This window comes from Sorangium sp. So ce448 (genome assembly GCF_051520915.1).
Lineage (GTDB): Bacteria > Myxococcota_A > Polyangia > Polyangiales > Polyangiaceae > Sorangium > Sorangium cellulosum_B.
The window spans coordinates 2,667,992-2,687,252 of sequence record NZ_CP150343.1 but is presented as its reverse complement, the minus strand read 5'-3'; the positions used below and the strand labels follow the sequence as shown (position 1 = coordinate 2,687,252).

Genomic DNA, 19,261 nt, shown 5'->3' with positions numbered 1-19,261 from the left:
CGTGGCCGTCAACTGCGGCGCCCGGATCCCTGGCCTGACTCCTGATGGGTGGAGCTACGCGCCGGACGTGGCGGCGTCGCTCGCGATCCAGGCAAAGCGGTCGTCCACACCCGCGCTCCCGCCGCTCTCCGCGCTCTGATCCGACCACGAGAAGCGCTCGCTCACGCGCGCCTTCGCGCTCGCGTCGCCCCGCCAGCCGAACCGATCGCCGACCACGGCCTTGGTGGTCTTGTCATCGTCGTCGTCATCATCCGTGTCCCCCACGGGGTCCCCGAGGTCGTCGTAGACGCCGCTCCTGCTCCCGAGCGCGAACGGCCCGAAGCTGTACCCGTCCGAGCCCGCGTCGAGATCCCCGGGGTCGTGGTACTGCGCGTCGATGGAGCTGTAGAGTTTCCCGCCGACCTTCTTCGAGTATTTGAACCCGTTCGCCAGGGCCGTGTACTTGAGGATGCTGCTCACCTTCCGCGACTTGAGGAGGTTCTCCTCGGTCACCTTCTTCCACGTCTTCACGGCGATGATCCTGTCCTTCACCGACTTCGCCGCGGCGCCAACGCTCTTCCCGAGCTTCTTCATGCGATCGGCGGCGCTCTCGCCGAGCTCCGCGGCGCCCTGCTTGAACGACCTCCACACGCTGCCGTCCGCGGCCTCCGCGAGCTCCTCGAGCAGCTCGTCGCTCTGCGATCGCAGCCGGCTGAGCGAGTCCGAAAAGCTCTCCGCCGCCTGCTTGCCCACCTTCGACGCGACGTCGTCGGCCGCCTCCTCGGCGGACTCCTTGAGGATCTTCGCGAGCGTCTCCTCGGCGCTCTCCCGCGCGAGGGCCTTGCCGGCCCGCTTGAAGAACGGCTGGGCGAGATCCGCGCTCCTGGCGGCGGCCATCTTCGCGCCCTTCACCAGCCCCTTCCCCGCGGCCTTCGCGCCTTTCCACAGCTTGCCCGCGATCTGGCCGCCGAACTTCATCAGGATGTCCATCGCGATCTCGATCGCGATGTCGATGAGGCACGCGATGAAATCGGTCCAGGTGAAGCCGGCCTTGGCGGTGCCCCAGACGATGGTGAAATCGAGCGGCAGGCTGATCGGGCTGTTGCACGCGAGGTGGAGCGAGAACGGCACGGTCTTGAACGGCGAGCACGCGAGATCGCAGGTCGTCTCGCCGAAGATCGGGTTATCGCATCCGATCGCGACCCCGCTCGTCCCCCAGACCGAGATGGAGCTCCCGAAGAGGATGGTCCAGGGCAGGAGCGGATTCCACCCCTGGACCACATCCACGTGCGGGACGACGAGGCTCGCGTCGCTCCCCCGCCCCATCCAGTGCACGCCGTCGAGCTGTATCTCGCGCTTGTTCTGCTCCGACCAGAACGAGAAGAGGTGTGTGCCGCTGACGAGCCCCGTCTGGAAATGAGGCCAGTACTTCTGGGGCACGTAGGCCCCGGGCGGCGGCATCGGCCACCAGAACAGGGCCTCGTGCCACGAGAGGCCGAGGAACACGTTCCACCGCGTGACGGTCAGGCAGCCGTACGACATTGTCCGCGCTCCTTCATCGGGTCGATCGAGCCGCCGAGGTCCAGCGCACCTCGCGCCGCAGGTTCATCATCTGCTCCTCGGTGAGATCCAGGGCCACGGGGGCCCGGGCGCTCCAGACCACCACGACCTCGCCCGCGACCGGCCGCACGACCACCGAGCAGAGGTGGGACTCCGCCTCGGTGAGCGCCCGGCCGGGCGCGAGCTCCAGCATCACCCGGGGCACCTCGCCGGGCAGGTGGAAGGAGTAGACTTGCCGGTTCGGGTGCACGTGATGCAGCTCGAAGTACTCGTCCGGAGCGAGGTCGGAGACGCTCATCCCGGGCGACGCGACCTGCGCGTACTCCGGCCGGAGCGGGCCGCCGGGATCCTGATAGAGCGGCGGAATCGAGAGGACATCCCGGGCGGCCCAGCCGCGCTCGACCTCGGCGGGGAGCTTGCCGTCGCTCTGGCAAGTCGGGGCCAGCCCGAGGTACGCGAGCCGGGGAAACCACGCCATGGACTGGTAATCCCAGCCTGCCGGCAGCGGCGCATGGATCCACCGGTACGGCTTGCCCACGGCGAGGCGCTGGGGCGTCAGCGGGTCGAACGGGAACTCGAGGTTGGGGATCGGCCGCCCCGCGAAGCTCTCGGCGTCGAGCTCCATCAAATACCCGTAACCACAAGGATTTCTCGGGTAGTGGTACACGGTATCGGAGAGCCGGTCGATGCCTCGGCGGGCATCCTGGACGAGCTGCCCGAGGATATCGCCGTTCCGGCCGAGCGCCGTCAGATCGACGCCGCCGTAGGCGTAGTCGTAGCGGATCGGGACCACCTCGATCGGCGCAGGCTCGGAGAAGCGCGGTCGGCCCGCGCGGTCGATCTCCCCCACGCGGTCGCCGTGGACGACGATCTCGCGGTGGTGCTTGCCGAACCGGACGCCCGCGGTGAGCGTGCGGGTGTCGGGCTTGTAGGCGTGGGCGAAGGCCTGGATGACGACGTCGGTCGCGCGCCGGAAAGGGAGCATCTCGTCGACGGCGATCGGCGGAGAGACCCGCGGCGGCTTGCGATCCTCGCTGTACGGGATCTCGTCGTCGTGCAGGACCTCCTGCTGCGCGGGGGCGTCGAGCTCGCAGCGCCCGTTGTGGATCCGGTAGGTGCGCTTCGAGATCCAGGCGATCCACCGCCGCCCGTCGGGCTCGCCCTGCAGGAGCAGCTCGGTCTTGCGGCGCGGCCTGCGCGGTCTGTGCGCAGGCGCGCGCGCGGCGGGCGGCGTCGGGTCGTTGCTCACGGCCGCTGCTCCGCGCTCACTCTGCCTCGTAGATGCGCCACCGGCCCCGCCAGAAGTTCTTCTCCGGCTCCTCCGCGTCGCCTGGCTGGCGCCGTGTGTCGGTGAGCAGCGGCTCCATCTGATCCCAGAAGCCCTGACCCACCGCGGGGCCGAAGATCGCCATCACCGTGTCGCGCATGAGCTCGTGGCGCTGCGCCTCCGGCAGCACGTGAAAGGGGTCGGTGAGCCTCTTCATGCGGTCATGGTACGTGGCGCGCGCGGGCGGCGACTCGGTATTTTGTTTTGATCTCCCGCCGCCGGCGCGCACCTCTGGCCGAGCTCGGCGGCCAGGTGATGAAGCCATCCGCGCACCGCCACACACCGGCGACGACTCCCATGGTCGTTGCGGCCCGCGATCGCTGGATGAGCCCTTGACCTCGGGAGGCGCGGTTGCGACCGTGCACGACGGGGACATGAGCGAGCCGAAGGGGACACTCCCGGTCGACGACGCGCAGGCCGCGCAGTTCGCGGCGCGCGCCTTGCCGTTCTTGCCAGGCACCGCGGGCGGCGTCGCGTGCGCGTCGCTCACGCCGGAGGCGTCGGCGACGGCGGCGCAGGCGACCGTGGACACGGTCCCCTGGCGCCACGAGGGCAAGCTCCGGCTGACGGTCGTCGTGAAGGCCAGCTTCTCGCTCGACGCGTCGCCGATGCGGCCTGCGGTGGTGGCGGCGCCGTTCCAGACGAAGGATGTCCACGACCGCCGCGGCCCGATGACCCACGTGACCGCGGCGAGCGATCGGGTGCCGTACCGCCAGTACGTGGACGTGACCGCCCTCGGGCACGCCGCCGCGCCGGGCGGCCACCCCGTCGCCGAGATGACCGCGCGGTTCGCGCTCGTCCAGCGCGAGGGGCAGGGCCTCGACAAGACGGTGCGCGTCGTCGGCCGCCGCAAGGAGGCCGGGGCGGCGCCGGAGCCGTTCGTGCGGATGCCGATCGTGTACGAGCGCGCCGCCGGCGGCGTCGGCGTGCCCGAGAACCCCCTGGGGTGCAGCGAGCGCGACGGCGAGCTGCCGAACGTGCTCGATCCCGTCGATCCGCAGAGGCCCGCCGGCTTCGGTCCGCTCGCGGCGGCGTGGCCGGCGCGCAGCCGCCGCCTCCCGGCCGGCGCCCGCGCCAGGCTCGACGCCGAGGTGATGGAGGTGCCGGGCGCCTTCGACTGGTCGTACTTCCAGTGCGCCCCGCGCGACCAGTGGGTCTCCGCGCTGCAGCCGGACACGGTCGTCGTGCTCGAGGGCTTCCACCCGGATCGCCCGCGCATCCAGAGCGCGCTGCCGGACGCGCGCGTCGCCGGCGCGGTGTACGGGCTCGACGACGCCGATCCCGACGCCCCGGCGCGGCTCGCGTTCCACGCCGACGGCCTCCACGTCGACGCGGATCGGCGGCTCTGCACGATCACCTGGCGCGCCCACGTCGAGCTGCGCGACCCGGCGCAGCGGGAGCGCCTGGTGGCGGTCGCCGGCGTGGGCATCGGGAGCGCGCCAGCGGTCCCGCCGCGGCGTCCGCCGGTCCAGCGCCCCGCGGCGGCCGCGCCGGCCGCGCCGTCGCGCTCCGGCGAACCACGACCGCTGCCGCGGGAGGGGTCCGCGGGCGGCACGCTGGCGCTCGACGGGCCCGGCAGCGCGCCGGGGTCGGGCACCTTGCCCGCCACCCCGCCCGCGGCCACGACGCCCGGCCCAGCGGCGGGAGCGGCGCTCGCGGCGCTCGACCTCGCCGGAGCCCCGTCGCAGCCGCCCGCCCCCGCGGTCGCCGCGCCGCGTGCCCCGACCCCCGCGCCGGCCCCGGCGCCGCAACCGCCGGCCCCGCTGAAGGAGCCGCCGGCGCCGAGCGCAGCGCGGCCGGAGGAGCAGGTCACGATCGAGCGGTACGCCACCGTCTGCGCGGCGCTCGCCGAGCGGGGCGCACTGCGCGGCGAGGTGCTCTCCGCGCACGACCTCGACGATGGCACCTGGCGGAAGGCCGAGCGGCGCTGGCGTGACGAGCTCGAGCGCGCGCTGAAGCACGGCGACCGCGCGCTGCGGGAGCGCTTCGACGACGCGTACGTGAGCACCTGGGAGCGGCGCCACCCGGACCGGTTCGGGGCCGAGCAGTACGCCCGCCTCGTCAGGGCCGAGCGGCGGGGCAAGCTCTCGCTCGAGATCGCCGAGCAGGGGCTCGACGCGCCGCTCGGACTGCGGCTGAAGCGCGTGTGGCAGCGGCGCGTCGCCGCGCAGTCCGCGCTGGCGGAGCAGGTCGATCGCGCGCTCTCGGCCCTCTGACGCGCGGTCGACCCTGCTCGCGCCGCCCGCGGTACGCCGTCGGTGAGCGCGGGCGCCGCCCACCGCGCGCCGTCCGCGCGCGGCCCTCAGCAGTTCAGCTTGATTCGCTCGCCGAGCAGCTGCACGTCATCGTTCGCCGCGATCTGCACGTCGCCGCGCGTGGCCTCGAGGTTCACCTGACGGGCCTCGGCGCGCAGCTCGCCGCGCGCCCGCGTCGTCACGTCGCCGGCGACCGTCTGCGCGAGGTCGCCCCCGGTCTCGTGCACGATCCCGTGCTCGGCGCGCACATGGAAACGATCGCAGTCGACGCGCACCGCGCCCGGCGACTCCAGCTCGAGCTCCGCCGCCCGGATCCGCAGCACCGGCCCGCGCTCGGTGAGGCGGACGTCGAGCTCGATCTCCCCGGACGCGCTCCGGATCGTCACCCGCTCCTCGTCCCCTGCCGCGGGTCGCACCTCGACGACGCGCCCCGACGGCAGCTCCACCCGCCGGCCCTCGGCGCCGCGCCGCGTCTGCTCCGCGATCCGCTCGATCAGCGCCGGCAGCTGGTCCACCTGCTCGGGCTCCGTCACGATCTCTGGTGCACGAGCTTCGTACGAGGGCTTCATCGCGGCGCGCTCGCGGGAGAGTCTCCCGCTTCCTGGATAGAAGAAGAGCGCACCCGGGCGCGCCGGGCAATCGCAATCTGAGCGTCCCGGGGTGCGACCGCGGACACAACGGCGCAGGTCCCTTCCACCGCCTTGCGGCTCCCCGCAGGGTCGAACGCTGGCACACAGCACGTGGAGGAGGGCGAAGCGTCGTTCGGTGCGGCGCGTGCCCACGAGGCCTGGAAAACCGCTGCTGACGCCACGCTGTCAGCAGACGCGAACTACATGGGATGCGCGTCAACCCCGCAGCCCGGCTGCGCAAGGAGGCCATCATGGATTTCGTCTCGATCCGCATCATCACGGATGCAACCAGACGTCTGGTCGCGTTCTACGAGCAGGTCACGGGCGTCGCGGCGACCTGGTACACCGAGGACTTCGCCGAGCTGACGACGCCTTCGTGCACCCTCGCCATCGCGCACCGGCGCACCATGGATCTCTTCGCGGCGGGAGCAGCGCACCCGGCCGACAACCACTCCGTCATCGTCGAGTTTCGCGTGAGCGACGTCGACGCGGACTATCGAAAGCTAGCTCCTGTCATCGGCAAGGCCGTGCAGGAACCGACCACCATGCCCTGGGGCAACCGTTCGCTCCTCTTTCGCGACCCGGACGGCAACCTCGTGAACTATTTCACTCCCGTCAGCCCGGAAGCGATCAAAAAGTTCGACAGGCAGCGCTGATTCGCCCCGGCGCGAGCGCGCGAGGTGGGCCAGCGAAGCGGTCGTCCCCCGACGTCCGCGGCTCCTTGGCGATCGGGGTCGCGCCCTGTCGCAGAACGACGCCGACGCGCGCGCTTAGCTGTGCGCCATCGAGACCTTCGGCGCCGCGCTCGAGAGCGCGGGCCGGCCGGGTCGCCCGGCTTCCGAAGACGCCCACCGAAGCCACGTTCCCGCCGCTCAGCCTGGACCGCCGCGGCTTCCAATTTGTCCAATACGGCGGCGCGCGCGGGCAACAGGATCGGCGCATGAAGATCATCCTCAAGATCATCCTCATGCTGGTCATCCTCTCTCTCGGAGGCTGCATGTCCCGTACCACCGAATCGACCTCGGCCATGGAAGTCCCCGATGCCACCTCGGCCGTCGTCCGCTACCAGGTCACGGACGTCGATCGCGCCGTTCGCTTCTACACCGAGCGACTCGGCTTCACGCTCGACCTGCAGGCCGGCACGGCGTTCGCGACGGTCTCCCGCGGTGACTTGCGCCTGCTCCTGAGCGGCCCCGGCAGCTCCGGCGCGCGCCCGATGCCCGATGGCCGCGCTCAGGTCGCCGGCGGCTGGAACCGCATCGTCCTCTACGTCGACGACCTCGCCGCGATCATCGAGCGACTCCGCGCGGCCGGCACACCCTTCCGAAACGACATCGAAAGCGGCGTGGGGGGCGCGCAGATTCAGCTCGAGGATCCCGACGGCAACCCGGTCGAGCTTCACAAGGCGCCCGAGGAATCGACCTCGGCCGCGGAAGGCCCCGATGCCACCGCGGCCGTCGTCCGCTACCAGAACACGGACGTCGATCGCGCCGTTCGCTTCTACACCGAGCAACTGGGCTTCACGCTCAACCTGCAGTCCGGCACGGCGTTCGCGACAGTCTCGCGCGGTGACTTGCGCTTGCTCCTGAGCGGCCCCGGCAGCTCCGGCGCGCGCCCGATGCCCGACGGCCGCGCTCAGGTCGCGGGCGGTTGGAACCGCATCGTCCTCTACGTCGACGACTTCTCCGCGATCATCGAACGACTCCGCGCGGCCGGCACGCCCTTCCGGAACGACATCGAACGCGGCGTGGGAGGCGCACAGATTCAACTCGAAGATCCCGACGGCAACCCGATCGAGCTTCACGAGCCATCGGCGGGTTGATCATGACGACTCGGAGGCGACCGGGTTCATCGCCGGTCGCGCCGCGGTGCGTCCCGACACCGCGCTGATCCTGCGCGGTCATCGGGTCGGGACGCCTCGGGATCGCGCGTGTTGCCGGTCCCTTCCGCGCGCCCCCTCCGGCGCGGCGAGGGCGATGTGGTGCAACTTGACGCGTTCGCGGGAGGACTGGGCGATGAGCGCGGTCGGCGAATTGCCGGAGAGCGCCACGAACTCGCGGATCAGGTGCGACTGGTCGCAGAACCCTGACACGGCAGCGAGCCGGGCCCAGTCCGGCTCGCGCTCCCTCTCGGCCTGCAAGAGCGCCCGCCGAAAGCGTGTGATCCGGGCGAAGGCCTTCGGGGCGAGGCCGGTCTCGGCGGTGAACACGTCGACGAGCCGGCGGTGGCTGATGCCGAGCGTGGCCGCCACGTCGGCGACGCGCCTCTCGCCTCCCTCGAGCGCCGCGATCGCGTGCGGCACCAGGGGATGACCGGGGCGCGCGTTCGAAAGGCGGTCGAGCAGCGCGCGCTCGAGCAGCGCGAAGCGAGCGCGCGGCTCCGGCGCCGCGCACAGGCGCTCGCGGAGCTCCGCCGCTCGCTGCCCCCAGAGATCCGCGAGGTCGGCGTGCGTGTCGATCAGCGCGCCGGGCGGCGCGCCGAGGAACGGCCACGCGCCGCCGGCGCGGAACTGGACCCCGACCATCGACGCGTGCTCGCGTGTGTCGACACCGAAGGCGGACTGGTACGCGCCCGAGACGACGGCACCGGAGTAGCGGCGAATGGTGGGGCCGTCGTAGACGCGAACCTCGTCCTGGTCGAGGTTGACGACCAGCTGGAGGGTACCGGAGGGCAGGATACGCTCGGCCGCGTGAGGCGGAGCAGCCGAAAGGTACCAGAGCTCGGCGACGTGCGCCGAGAGCGGCGGACCCGGCACGTGGCGGACATACAACACGTGGACACTATGGCCGACGATCACGTCGCCGGCCACATCGCCGCGCGGCGGTCGCGAGGCCCGAGCACCCCCGTCGCACCTTCGCCTATGTCGGCGTGAAGCTCGCGAGGTCGGCAATCCCGAACGCCGCCTCGAGCTCGTTCACCTCGGCGACCGCCTTCTCGAAGCCCTCGTCGCCCAGCATGCGGTGCTCCTTTTCCTCGAACTGCTCGCCGAGATCGGCATACGCCTTCCCGCCGACGAGCGCCCGAAGCGCGGGAAAGAGCACCGTGTCCTCGCGCGCCGCGTGCGGCCGGTACATCCGATTGAACGCGCGCAGCCTGTCGGCGAGCTTGCGGCGGGCGGCTTGCTCGCGAAGCGGCTCCCTCGCGAACGCGAGCACGTCGTCGGTCACGAGGCGCCCCGCCTGGTGCTGGCGCCGGAGCACCGCGACGAGATCGGTGTGCTTGCCGGCCCTCTCGAAGCGGGGGAACAGGAAGTCTTCTTCGAGCTTCTCGTGATAGTCCTCGATCACCCGGCGCACGACGCCCGCAGCCGATAGAAGCACGCCGCCCGGGACCTCTTCGCGCGCGTCCAGGCGCCGGATCGCTTCGTCATACAGGAACATGACCCGGCGCAGGACCCCGTGCTCTCGCATCAGGTCCTCCGCGGGGGTGACTTCGCCGGCGCCGCTGTCCTGCTTCGGTTCGCGGGCCGCAGCGCCCTGCCGGGTGCACGCAGCCAGGACCGCGCTCACGCCGATGCTGCTGGTCGCGAGCACCAGCGTCCGTCGCAACAATCCGTCGTTGTTCATGGGCGATGCCTCCCTTCCGCAGCGCGCCTCGACGTGACCCCCTTGCTTCAGCCCCTCCACGCGCGTGGTGCGCTCGAGCAGCCCATTCCCCTGGAGGCGCCGGTCACGAGCGCAGCAATCGGCGCCATCCCGTGACCTGCGATGCCAGCGGTTCGAGCCATGGACCACGATACCAAGCAGCACCGAGCCGGCCGATGCGGAAGCGCCGGGTTCGATCGTAGGACCGAGCCGGAAGGCCGCAGGCCGCGTCCGTACGGCAGCGGGTCGAGATTGACGAGATCACGAAGATCGTCTACGCGCTTCGAACCACGATCTCGACGGCGGATCGTGAGATCCGGGTGAACCTCCGGAAGATCCACATCCACACTCCCTCGACGAGGGCTGGAACGGAAGTATGAAACACCTGCGCAAGATGCTCGATTCCGAGGCGCCTGCGGCGACGCTCCTTGTCCGCCTCTCGGTCGGGGCCGTCTTCTTGTCCGAAGGGCTCCAGAAGTTCATCTATCCAGCGGAGCTCGGCGCCGGACGGTTCGTCAAGATCGGCATCCCCTGGCCGGAAGCCATGGGACCGTTCGTCGGGGTGGTCGAGATCGTCTGCGGGGCGCTCGTGCTCGCGGGGCTCCTGACCCGGTTCGCCGCCGCTCTGCTCGTCATCGACATGGTCGTGGCGCTGGTCTCGACCAAGCTCCCGATCCTGCTCGGCCGGGACATCCTCGGCTTCCACGTGCGCAAGCTGCCGCACTACGGCTTCTGGAGCATGGTCCACGAGGCGAGGACGGACTGGGCGATGCTGCTGGGCGCGCTCTTTCTCGTGGTCGTCGGCGCGGGGCGCTGGTCCGTCGACGCGCGCCTGGCACGGCGCCGGAGCCCGCCGTGAATGAATCAACCACCTCTCCCGCGTCGGTCCGGCGCTGGACGGGGCTGATCTGACGCCTGGGCGTCGCTCGCGAGCCTTCATCCGAAAGACCAGAAGAACGACAGCTGACGCGGATTCGGCTTCAGGCGGCCGGGGGCTCCCGGCGGAGCAGAGGTCCTATCCTCGATGACGGGAGGAGCGCATCGCGACGGCGATGCCGTCCTGGAGCGTGCCCTTCGTGACGATGCCTTGCAGCGGCGCGTCGAGCTGCACGAGCGTTCGAGCCACCTCCGAGCCTATCCCGGTGATCACCGTGCGCGTCCCCAGGAGCCGCAGGCCCCTGGCCGCGACGAGGAGCATGGCGGCGACGCTCTCGTCCACATGTTTGAGGCCCGTGATATCGATGATGACGAATTCGGCGCCCCGGCTGCTCGCGCCATGGAGCATCGCATGGTTGGCCTGCTGAGCCCGGTCGCTGTCCATCGTACCGATGAGCGGCATGACCAGGATGCGATCCGTGATCGGAATGAGCGGCGTGGAGAGCTCGAGGAGCCGGCTGCGCTGCGCGGCGATGACCTGCTCGTGCAGCGCGGTCCTCTCCGCGTTCACGTGCCCCTTCTCGACGAGCTCGCGCTCGAGCCCCTCCTTGGCCTCGCGCAGCTCGTCCGTACGGGCCATGAGCTCGACGAGCAGCGCCTCGCGCGCGGCCTCGACGGCCACGCGCTGCCGGACCTCCGACTCCAGGATGGCATTCTTCTCCTGCAACGCTCGCGTCATGCGCCGGACGGCGATGTGCGGGCGTATCCGCGCGAGGAGCTCCTCCGTATCGAAGGGCTTGCTGATGTAATCCACGGCGCCCGCCTTCAACCCTTGCAGCCGGTGCTCCCGATTGTTCAAGGCGGTCATGAAGACGATCTGCGTGTCGGCGGTCTGCGGGTTGGCCTTCAGCCGCCTGCACACCCCGAAACCGTCGATATCCGGCAACATGACGTCGAGGAGGACGAGATCCGGCTGCTCGCGCTCGATCAAGCTGATCGCCATGTTGCCATCCGTGGCCACGGCGAGGTCCAGATGCTCGCTCGACAAGACGTCGAGGAGCGTGTCGAGGTTGGCGGGGTTGTCGTCGACCGCGACCACGAAGCCATTGAATTGCGTCAAATCGTCCCCCCAGTGCCTGAAATACGCAGCGTGGACGCTATCAAGGAGCGTGACGACTGTAAAGGGTCACGCAGGCAGCGTCGCCCCGGGAGTGCTGTTCCGACGCTCCCTGCAAAGTGCTCACACGACGTATCTGTAAGGTGCTTCACGCCGAGAACACCAGACAGATTACACTGTACGAGTGCCAACGTGTACGGCTCTGCGCAACGCTGAACACGATCTGGAAACGGCGCACGCGGGTGTGCCCGCGCACGCGCGCAGGGTGCGCAAATGTGGCAGTCGGGGAGCATCTTTCACAATTGCATTGACTTGTGTTGACCCGCCCAGGCTAGTTTAGCGAACACTCGGCTATCGCGCCGAGGTGCGGGTGCACGGGAGGGGTTCAGTGATGGAACTGACGGAGTATGCCCTGGGGGATATCGCCTACGAGGGGAGCGAGACGCGCGTCTGTCGCGCGGTGCATCTCCCCTCGGGCGCGCAGGTGGCGATCAAATTTCCGCTCGCCGAGGTGCCCACCCCTCGCGTCATGGGGCGGCTGGTCCACGAGCATCAAGTGCTCCAGCAGCTCGCGGCTGTGCCAGGCGTGGCGCGCGTGCATGCGTTCGAGCAGCGGAACGGCACGGCGGCGCTGGTTCTCGAGAACCCTGGAGCGAGCTCGCTCGATCAGGTGCTCGCCAAACACGGTCGTTTGTCGGTGGCGGCCGGGCTGCGGTTCGGGCAACGCCTTGCTCAGGTGCTCGAGGGTGTGCATGCCGCCGGCGTGATGCACAAGGACGTCAAACCGCAGAACCTGCTCGTGGATGACACGTACGAGCAGGTCACCCTGCTCGACTTCGGCATCGCCTCGCTGCTGTCCCAGGAAGCGACCGAGGCGAGCATTCCCGAAGCGCTGGAGGGGACCCTGGCGTATATCTCGCCCGAGCAGACGGGGCGAACGGCGCGCGCGCTCGACACGCGCACGGATCTCTATTCGCTGGGCGTGACGCTCTTCGAGGTGCTCTCGGGGCGGCGGCCCTTCACGGACCGCGATCCGCTCTCGCTGGTGCACGCGCATCTGGCCAAAAGCCCGCCTCCGCTCGACACGGTCGCGCCGGAGGTGCCGAGCGGCGTGTCGGCGATCATATCGAAGCTCCTGGCGAAGGATCCCGAGCGGCGGTACCAGACAGCCAGAGGCGCGGCCGAGGATCTGGAGGAGGCGCTCCGCGCGCTCCACCAGCGCGGCACGGCGGCGCCCTTCTCGCTTGGAAGGAAAGACTTCTCACGGAAGCTGCGGTTGCCGCAGGTGCTCGTGGGGCGGGAGCGGGACGTCGAGCGGGTGGGCGAGTCGTTCGCCCGCGCCGAGCGAGGCGCGGCGGAGCTCTTGCTCGTCGGCGGACCGTCGGGCATCGGCAAGACGGCGCTGGTGCGCACGGTCTACCACGACATCGCGAAGGCGGGGCGCGGCCTCTTGATTGCAGGCAAGCACGATCAGCTCGCGCGATCGACGCCGTACGCCGCGATAGCCCAGGCGTTCGGGGGGCTGATGCGTCAATGGATCTCGAGCCCGAAGGCGGTCCTGGAGACCTGGCGGGATCGGATCCGGAGCGAGGTCGGGGACAACGCGCGGCTGATCGCGGACGTGGTGCCGGAGCTCGACCTCGTCATGGGCAAGCTGCCGCCGGTGCCGCCGGCGGAGGGCGAGCAGGTGCTCAACCGGCAGAAGCTGACGTGGTTGAACTTCGTTCGAACCGTCACGACACCGAACCCGCCGCTCGTCATGTTCCTGGACGACATGCAGTGGGCGGACAGCGCCACGCTGATCATCCTGCAGACGCTGCTGACGGACGTGGAGCGGAGGTCGCTGCTCGTGATCGCAGCCTACCGCGACAACGAGACGCCGCCCGAGCATCCGCTGTGGAAGCTCGTGGAGGCCGTGGAGGCGAGCGAGGCCACGGTATCGAGGCTGACGGTGGGCCCTCTGTCGGAAGAGCAGGTCAAGAAGTGGCTCTCGCGCACGCTCGAGAGCGAGCCGAAGCGCGTGGAGCCGCTCGCGCGCGTGCAGTGGCAAAAGACGCGTGGAAACCCGTTTTTCCTGGAGCAACTGCTGTTCTCCCTGCACCGGCAGAGGCTCCTCTCGAGGGACGCGGAGAGCGGGGAATGGCAGTGGAATCAAGCAGACCTGGAGCGAGCGCAAATCACTGACAACGTGGTGTCGTTGCTGACGGACAAAGTGCGAGAAATGCCGGACGCGACACAGCAGCTCATGGGGCTCGCGGCGTGCGCGGGGCACACGTTCCATCTCCATGATCTGGAGCGATTGAGCGGGTGGGAGCCCGCCCGGGTGACGGGAGCGTTATGGCCGGCGCTGCAGGAGGAGCTGGTCGTGCCGGTCGACGGGGCGTATCGCCCCGCGCAGGCGCTCGGAGGGGTGGGCGACGGAGCGCTGGACGCTTCGTACCGGTTCTTGCACGACCGCGTGCAGCAGGCGAGCTACGAGCGGATCTCGCCGGAGCAGCGCGTCCTCGCGCACCTCGAGATCGGCCGGCGGCTCTGGGCGCGGTATCGCGCGGAAGGGGGCACGGCGCAGCAGCTCCTGGAGCTCGCGCGGCACATGAACCAGGGTTCGGCGCGGCTCACGTCCGTGGAGGAGCTCAACGACGTCGCGCGGATGAACCTGGAGGCCGCCCGCGTCGCGAAGGCCGCGAGCTCCCACCGCCTGATGGCCAGCCTCCTGGAGAACGCGCAGGCGCTCCTCGGCGAGCGAGCCGCCAGCGACGAGCTGGCGCTGTCGGTGGAGATAGCGCTGGAGCGGCTGGAGGCGGCCTATCTGCTGCGAGATTTCGAGGACGTCGAAGCGCGTGCGCTCGACTTGCTCGCGAGGCCTCTCGGGGCGGTGCCCTGGCTGTCGGCGCAGGAGATCCGCGTCCGCTGCTGCCTGGCGACGGGCCAGTACGCGCGGGGAATCGGGCTTGGTATCGCGGCGCTCGCGGAGCGGGGCTTCGCCTTCCCCGAGACGGACGAGGCGTGTCAGCCGGCGCTCCTCGAGGAGTCCGCCGCGCTGGATCGATGGTTGGAGGAGGACCTCGGCGCGTTCGATCGAATGCCGCCCGAGCAGTCCCCGGAGCACCGGCTCATCGACGCCCTGATGACGCAGACGCAGCTCTGCTCCATCTACGGCGGCCGGCCGATGCTCTACACGCTCATCATCGTTCGCCTTGTCTCCGAGGCGGTGCGACGGGGGGCCCTCACGCCAGCTGCCACCCTCATGCTCTGCAGCTTCGCCAACGTGTGGTCGGTGGCCACGGGCATGTATCGCCGGGTCTTGCGGTGGGTCGAGCCCGGGGTGCGCGCTGCGGAGCGCGTGGGGTCCCCGATGCTCCCCGAGTGCCTGGTGCTTCACGGCATCTACATGGTCTATTCCAGGCCTGTCGACGAGACGGCTGCCCTCTATGAGCAAGGCATGGCGGCCGGCCTGAAGCTCGGTTCGTTCCAGGGCACGAGCTGGGGGCTCCTCGCCGAGCTGTTCTATCACCGCGTCTGGCGTGGCCTGCCGCTCGGCCAGGTCGACGCGCAGGTCAAGGCGCGCTGGGATCTCGTGCAGCGCGCGGGCGACGCCGTGGGGAGGCACCACTTCGAGGCGATCGCGTCCTATTGTGACGTGCTGATGAGCCCTGACGGCGCCCCGAAGCTCCTGAACGACGAGCCGCTCTCGCGAGGCTCGCACTCCCTCCTGGCCGACGGGGACGGGTTCACGGGAGGGCTCGCTCGTACCCTGGAAGTCTATCTTTTCTGTGTCACCGGCAGGTGGGAGCGAGCGTTGTCGCGGGCGCGGGAGGCAGACCAGTCTCGAGCCGACATCCTCGGCATGCCGCCGGTCACGGATATCCCGTTCTTCCTCGCCCTCTCGGCGGCGAAGCGCTGGGATGACGCCGCCGGCGCCGAGGAGCAGGCGAGGCTGCGGGAGCACATCGACCACGGCCTCGAGCGGCTGCGGTACTTCGCGGAGGGTTGCGCGCCGAACTTCCTCCACAAGCTGCGCCTCGTCGAGGCCGAAGACGCCCGCGTCCGCGGCGAGACCGAGGACGCCATCGCCAGGTACGACGAGGCCATCGAGCTCGCGCGCGAGCACCGCTTCCTGCACATCGAGGCTCTTTCGATCCAGCTCGCCGCCGAGTTCCGGCTGCAGACGGGCAAGAGGCACATCGGCGCCATGTACCTGCGCGAGGCCCGCGACGCCCATGCGCGCTGGGGCGCGGTCAACGTCGTCGCCCATCTGAACGCGAAATACCCTGCCCTGCTCAGGGCGGCCATGCAGGGGGCGCCTGTCGAGCGCGCGACGGCGGCGGCGGCGACCACGGCGACGACGGGCGCCTCCACGGGCGCGAGCCTCGACGTGAACACCGCGGTGCGCGCGGCGCAGGCGCTCTCGAGCGAGCGGGACCCGGAGCGCGTCGTGGGCCGGCTGATGGAGCTTTTGCTGGCGAACGCGGGGGCGCAGCGCGGCGCCCTCGTCCTCCGCGAAGGGGAAGCGCTCTCCGTCGTGGCGCGGCTGTCGGTGGAGGGGGCTCGCATCGAGACGGGGCTGTCGGAGCCGCTCGGGCAAAGCCACGATGTGCCGGCGACCATGGTGCAGTACGCGGCCCGCACGGGCGAGCCGGTGGTGACAGACGACGCGACGAGCGAGGCGCGCTTCGCCGTCGACCCTTACCTCGCGTCGCGCGTGGTGCGCTCGCTGCTGGCCCTGCCCTTGACCCACAGGGGCCATCTCGTGGGCGTGCTGTACCTCGAGCACCGCGACGTGCCCTCGGCGTTCCCTCCCGCGCGCGTGGAGTTCCTGTCGGTGCTGGCCTCGCAGGCGGCCATTGCCGTCGAGAACGCCGTCCTGTACCGGGACCTGGAGGCCAAGATCAAGGAACGCACGGCCGAGCTCCAGATCGCCAAGGAGGCGGCCGATCGGGCGAACCGGGCGAAGAGCGATTTCCTCTCGAGCATGAGCCACGAGCTGCGCACGCCGCTCAACGGCATCCTCGGTTATGCCCAGGTCCTCGCTCGCGCGCCCGAGCTCTCCCTGAAGAGCCGTGACGGGGTGCAGGTCATCAAGAAATCGGGCGAGCATCTCCTCTCCTTGCTGGAAGACGTGCTGGACCTCGCGAAGATCGAGGCCGGCAAGATGGAGCTCGTCGCGAAGAAGTTCGATTTCCAGGCGCTGGTGCGCACGGTGGTCGATCTGTGCCGCGTGCGCGCGGACCAGAAGGGCATCGCCTTCACCCATGAGATACGCGGCGGAACGGCGTCCTCGTTCCACGGCGACGAGAAGCGCCTGACGCAGGTGCTCTTGAACCTCCTGAGCAACGCCATCAAGTTCACCGAGCGGGGAAGCATCGCCCTCGTCGTCGACGAGCTGAAGCGCGGCCCCGGTGAAGCGAGCACGTTGCGGTTCCGGGTCGAGGACACGGGCCCCGGGATCGCCGCGGAGCACGTCTCGCGCATCTTCGATCCCTTCGAACAGGTCGGAGATCACAAGGCGAAGAGCGCCGGCACAGGGCTCGGCCTCGCCATCACGAAGAGGATCGTCGACCAGATGGGCGGCACGATCGAGGTCGAGAGCGAGCTCGGCCGAGGCAGCGCCTTCACGGTGACGCTCACGCTCGCGGAGGGGCCTGCCTCCGCGGGCGCCGACAAGGCCCTCGGATGGCATACGATCACCGGGTATCGCGGAGAGCGCCGCACGATCCTCGTCGTGGACGACAACCCGCATAACCGTGCCTTGATAAGCGATCTGCTGGTCCCGATCGGCTTCGAGGTCGTGGAGGCCGAAGACGGCGAGGCGGCGCTCCGGCTGGCCATGGAGCGGAGGCCGGCGCTCGTCTTGATGGACCTGGTCATGCCGGGCATCGACGGCCATGAGGCCACGCGCCGCCTGCGGCAGATGCCCGAGCTCGGCGAGGTCGTCATCCTGATCTCGTCGGCGAACGTATCCGGAGCCGAACGGCAGGACGGCGTCGGCGCCGGCTGGAACGACTTCCTGCACAAGCCCGTGCAAGCGGGCGAGCTCTTCGAGAAGATCCAGCGCTTCCTCGGCGTGGAATGGATTCACGCCGAGGAGAAGGCCCCTGTCACGGCGGCGAGGGAGAAGGGTCCGCTGGTGCCGCCTTCGGCCGAGGAGCTCGCCCTTCTATCGCGGCTTGTGGCGTCGGGGCGCGTCCGCAACGTGGTCGCGGAGGCGGTGCGGATGGAGGAGACCGACCCGCGGCTCGGCCCGTGGATCGAGCAGCTCAGGGCGCTCGTGCGGACGTACCAGATGCGAAAGCTGCAAGAGTTCGTCGACGGGTATGCCGCGGGCGCGGCGCTGTCCAGGAAGAGCGCTAGCACTCCGGCAAATTGACCCCCACCTCCACCGGCAGCTCGAGCACGTTGACGGCGAGCCCCCCGCGCGCCGTCTCCTTGTACTTCGACTCCATGTCTGCCCCGGTGTCGCGCATCGTCTTGATCACCTTGTCGAGGCTCACGAAGTGGGCCCCATCGCCGTGCATCGCCATGCGCGCCGCGCTGATGGCCTTGATCGCGGCCATCGCGTTGCGCTCGATGCACGGCACCTGGACGAGCCCGCCCACCGGATCACACGTCAATCCGAGGTTGTGCTCCATCGCGATCTCGGCCGCGTTCTCCGCCTGCGCCGGCGTGCCGCCCAGCCCCTCGGCCAGCGCGCCCGCGGCCATCGAGCACGCGGAGCCCACCTCGCCCTGACACCCCACCTCCGCGCCGCTGATCGACGCGTTCTCCTTGTAGAGGATGCCTATCGCGCCCGCCGTGAGTAGAAAACGGATGACCCCCTCGTCCGTCGACGTCGGCACGAAGCGCCGGTAATAGTGCAGGACCGCGGGGATGATCCCCGCAGCGCCGTTCGTCGGCGCGGTCACCACGCGGCCCCCGGCGGCGTTCTCCTCGCTCACCGCGAGCGCGTAGAGGCTCACCCAGTCCATCGCCGTCAGCGGATCCCGGAGCCCCGCCTCGGGGCTCTCGATGAGCTTGCGGTACAGGGCCGGGGCGCGGCGCACCACCTTGAGGCCGCCGGGCAACACGCCCTCCGCCCGGAAGCCGCGCCGCACGCACTCCTGCATCACCCCCCAGATGCGCAGCAGACCCGCCCGGGTCTCCGCCTCCGGGCGAAAGACCTTCTCGTTCTCCAGCATGACCTGGCTTATCGACAGGCCGCTCGCCGCGCACGCCGCGAGCAGATCCGCGGCGCTGTGAAACGGATACGGGAGCGGCGTCGTGTCCGCTTCGATCGGGTTCTCCCCCTTCGCCGCCGCCTCGTTCACCACGAAGCCGCCGCCCACCGAGTAATACACGCGCGCGCGCAGCGGCGCGCCCCCCTCGTCCAGCGCCGTGAAGCGCATGCCGTTCGGATGAAACGGCAGGCTCCGGTGCAGGAAGGCGAGGTGTCCTTTCACCTGGAAGCCGATCTCGTGGCGGGAGAGCAGCGACAGCCGGCCGCTCTGCCGCACGCCCTCGACGATCGCGCCCGCCCGCTCGACGTCCACCCCGTCCGGCGTCTCGCCCAGGAGCCCGAGGATCACGGCCTTGTCGCTGCCGTGGCCGCGGCCGGTGGCGCCGAGCGACCCGAACAGCTCCACCGACACCGCCGCGGTGCGGGCGAGCAGGCCCGCCTCGTCGAGATCCACCGCGAACATGCGCGCCGCGCGCATCGGCCCGACCGTGTGCGAGCTGCTGGGCCCGATACCGATCTTGAAGAGGTCGAAAATGGTGACTGCCATGTGACGTGGAACGCCGTTCAGCTGGATCTCCGGCGCCTTTGCCGGAGCGCGCTCGACGCTCGACGGTACACCCTACACCGGTGCAGGCCGCCGCGCAGGGCGGCTCGCGCCGCGAACACACAGGAGTCACCCCGCCGCTCCACCACGCGCGCCTTTTGGTATGCTCGGGGACGT

Annotated in this window: 13 protein-coding genes; 5 read left to right on the top strand and 8 right to left on the bottom strand. The window is 70.1% G+C overall.

Annotated elements, in window-relative coordinates; all coding sequences use genetic code 11:
• Positions 1–54 precede the first annotated feature (54 nt).
• The 3 genes from WMF45_RS10350 to WMF45_RS10340 are packed head-to-tail and all read right to left on the bottom strand — an operon-like array spanning position 55 to position 3,023.
• Positions 55–1,521 (bottom strand): hypothetical protein, encoded by a 1,467-nt coding sequence (locus tag WMF45_RS10350; protein WP_437716751.1) that lies wholly within the window; start codon positions 1,519–1,521, stop codon positions 55–57.
• A 13-nt stretch (positions 1,522–1,534) separates the two neighbouring features.
• Positions 1,535–2,788 carry a DUF2169 domain-containing protein gene (locus WMF45_RS10345; protein ID WP_437716750.1) on the bottom strand — a complete coding sequence of 418 codons (1,254 nt, stop codon included), beginning with the start codon at positions 2,786–2,788 and terminating at the stop codon, positions 1,535–1,537.
• Positions 2,789–2,804: 16 nt separating this feature from the next.
• Positions 2,805–3,023: a hypothetical protein gene (locus WMF45_RS10340; protein ID WP_272101560.1), complete on the bottom strand. Its 219-nt coding sequence runs from the start codon at positions 3,021–3,023 to the stop codon at positions 2,805–2,807.
• Between the two features lie 217 nt (positions 3,024–3,240).
• On the opposite strand from WMF45_RS10340, the gene WMF45_RS10335 reads away from it, so the two are divergent.
• Positions 3,241–5,082: a DUF2169 family type VI secretion system accessory protein gene (locus tag WMF45_RS10335; protein WP_437716749.1), complete on the top strand. Its 1,842-nt coding sequence runs from the start codon at positions 3,241–3,243 to the stop codon at positions 5,080–5,082.
• Between the two features lie 86 nt (positions 5,083–5,168).
• On the opposite strand, the gene WMF45_RS10330 is transcribed toward WMF45_RS10335, so the two are convergent.
• Positions 5,169–5,690 carry a hypothetical protein gene (locus WMF45_RS10330; RefSeq protein ID WP_437716748.1) on the bottom strand — a complete coding sequence of 174 codons (522 nt, stop codon included), beginning with the start codon at positions 5,688–5,690 and terminating at the stop codon, positions 5,169–5,171.
• 311 nt (positions 5,691–6,001) lie between these two features.
• Between WMF45_RS10330 and WMF45_RS10325 the strand changes: the two genes are divergently transcribed.
• Together WMF45_RS10325 and WMF45_RS10320 are read left to right on the top strand one after the other, a co-directional pair.
• The gene (locus WMF45_RS10325; protein ID WP_437719517.1) at positions 6,002–6,406 is read left to right on the top strand and encodes a VOC family protein; all 405 of its coding nucleotides are present in this window, start codon (positions 6,002–6,004) and stop codon (positions 6,404–6,406) included.
• 284 nt (positions 6,407–6,690) lie between these two features.
• Positions 6,691–7,572 (top strand): VOC family protein, encoded by an 882-nt coding sequence (locus WMF45_RS10320; RefSeq protein ID WP_437716747.1) that lies wholly within the window; start codon positions 6,691–6,693, stop codon positions 7,570–7,572.
• Between the two features lie 78 nt (positions 7,573–7,650).
• Here the strand turns inward: WMF45_RS10320 and WMF45_RS10315 are convergent, their stop codons facing one another.
• Both WMF45_RS10315 and WMF45_RS10310 read right to left on the bottom strand, forming a co-directional pair.
• Entirely contained in the window at positions 7,651–8,559 is a 909-nt protein-coding gene (locus WMF45_RS10315) for an AraC family transcriptional regulator (protein WP_437716746.1), read from the bottom strand.
• Between the two features lie 49 nt (positions 8,560–8,608).
• Complete coding sequence (locus WMF45_RS10310; protein ID WP_437716745.1) at positions 8,609–9,316, bottom strand: hemerythrin domain-containing protein; 708 nt, start codon at positions 9,314–9,316, stop codon at positions 8,609–8,611.
• A 394-nt stretch (positions 9,317–9,710) separates the two neighbouring features.
• Between WMF45_RS10310 and WMF45_RS10305 the strand changes: the two genes are divergently transcribed.
• Positions 9,711–10,193: a DoxX family protein gene (locus WMF45_RS10305; protein WP_437716744.1), complete on the top strand. Its 483-nt coding sequence runs from the start codon at positions 9,711–9,713 to the stop codon at positions 10,191–10,193.
• A gap of 156 nt (positions 10,194–10,349) precedes the next feature.
• On the opposite strand, the gene WMF45_RS10300 is transcribed toward WMF45_RS10305, so the two are convergent.
• Positions 10,350–11,330: a response regulator gene (locus WMF45_RS10300; RefSeq protein WP_437716743.1), complete on the bottom strand. Its 981-nt coding sequence runs from the start codon at positions 11,328–11,330 to the stop codon at positions 10,350–10,352.
• Between the two features lie 388 nt (positions 11,331–11,718).
• On the opposite strand from WMF45_RS10300, the gene WMF45_RS10295 reads away from it, so the two are divergent.
• Entirely contained in the window at positions 11,719–17,694 is a 5,976-nt protein-coding gene (locus WMF45_RS10295; protein ID WP_437716742.1) for an AAA family ATPase, read from the top strand.
• On the opposite strand, the gene WMF45_RS10290 is transcribed toward WMF45_RS10295, so the two are convergent.
• Positions 17,675–19,087 carry an L-serine ammonia-lyase gene (locus WMF45_RS10290; protein WP_437716741.1) on the bottom strand — a complete coding sequence of 471 codons (1,413 nt, stop codon included), beginning with the start codon at positions 19,085–19,087 and terminating at the stop codon, positions 17,675–17,677. The two genes, WMF45_RS10295 and WMF45_RS10290, sit on opposite strands and share 20 nt — an antisense overlap.
• Positions 19,088–19,261 lie beyond the last annotated feature (174 nt).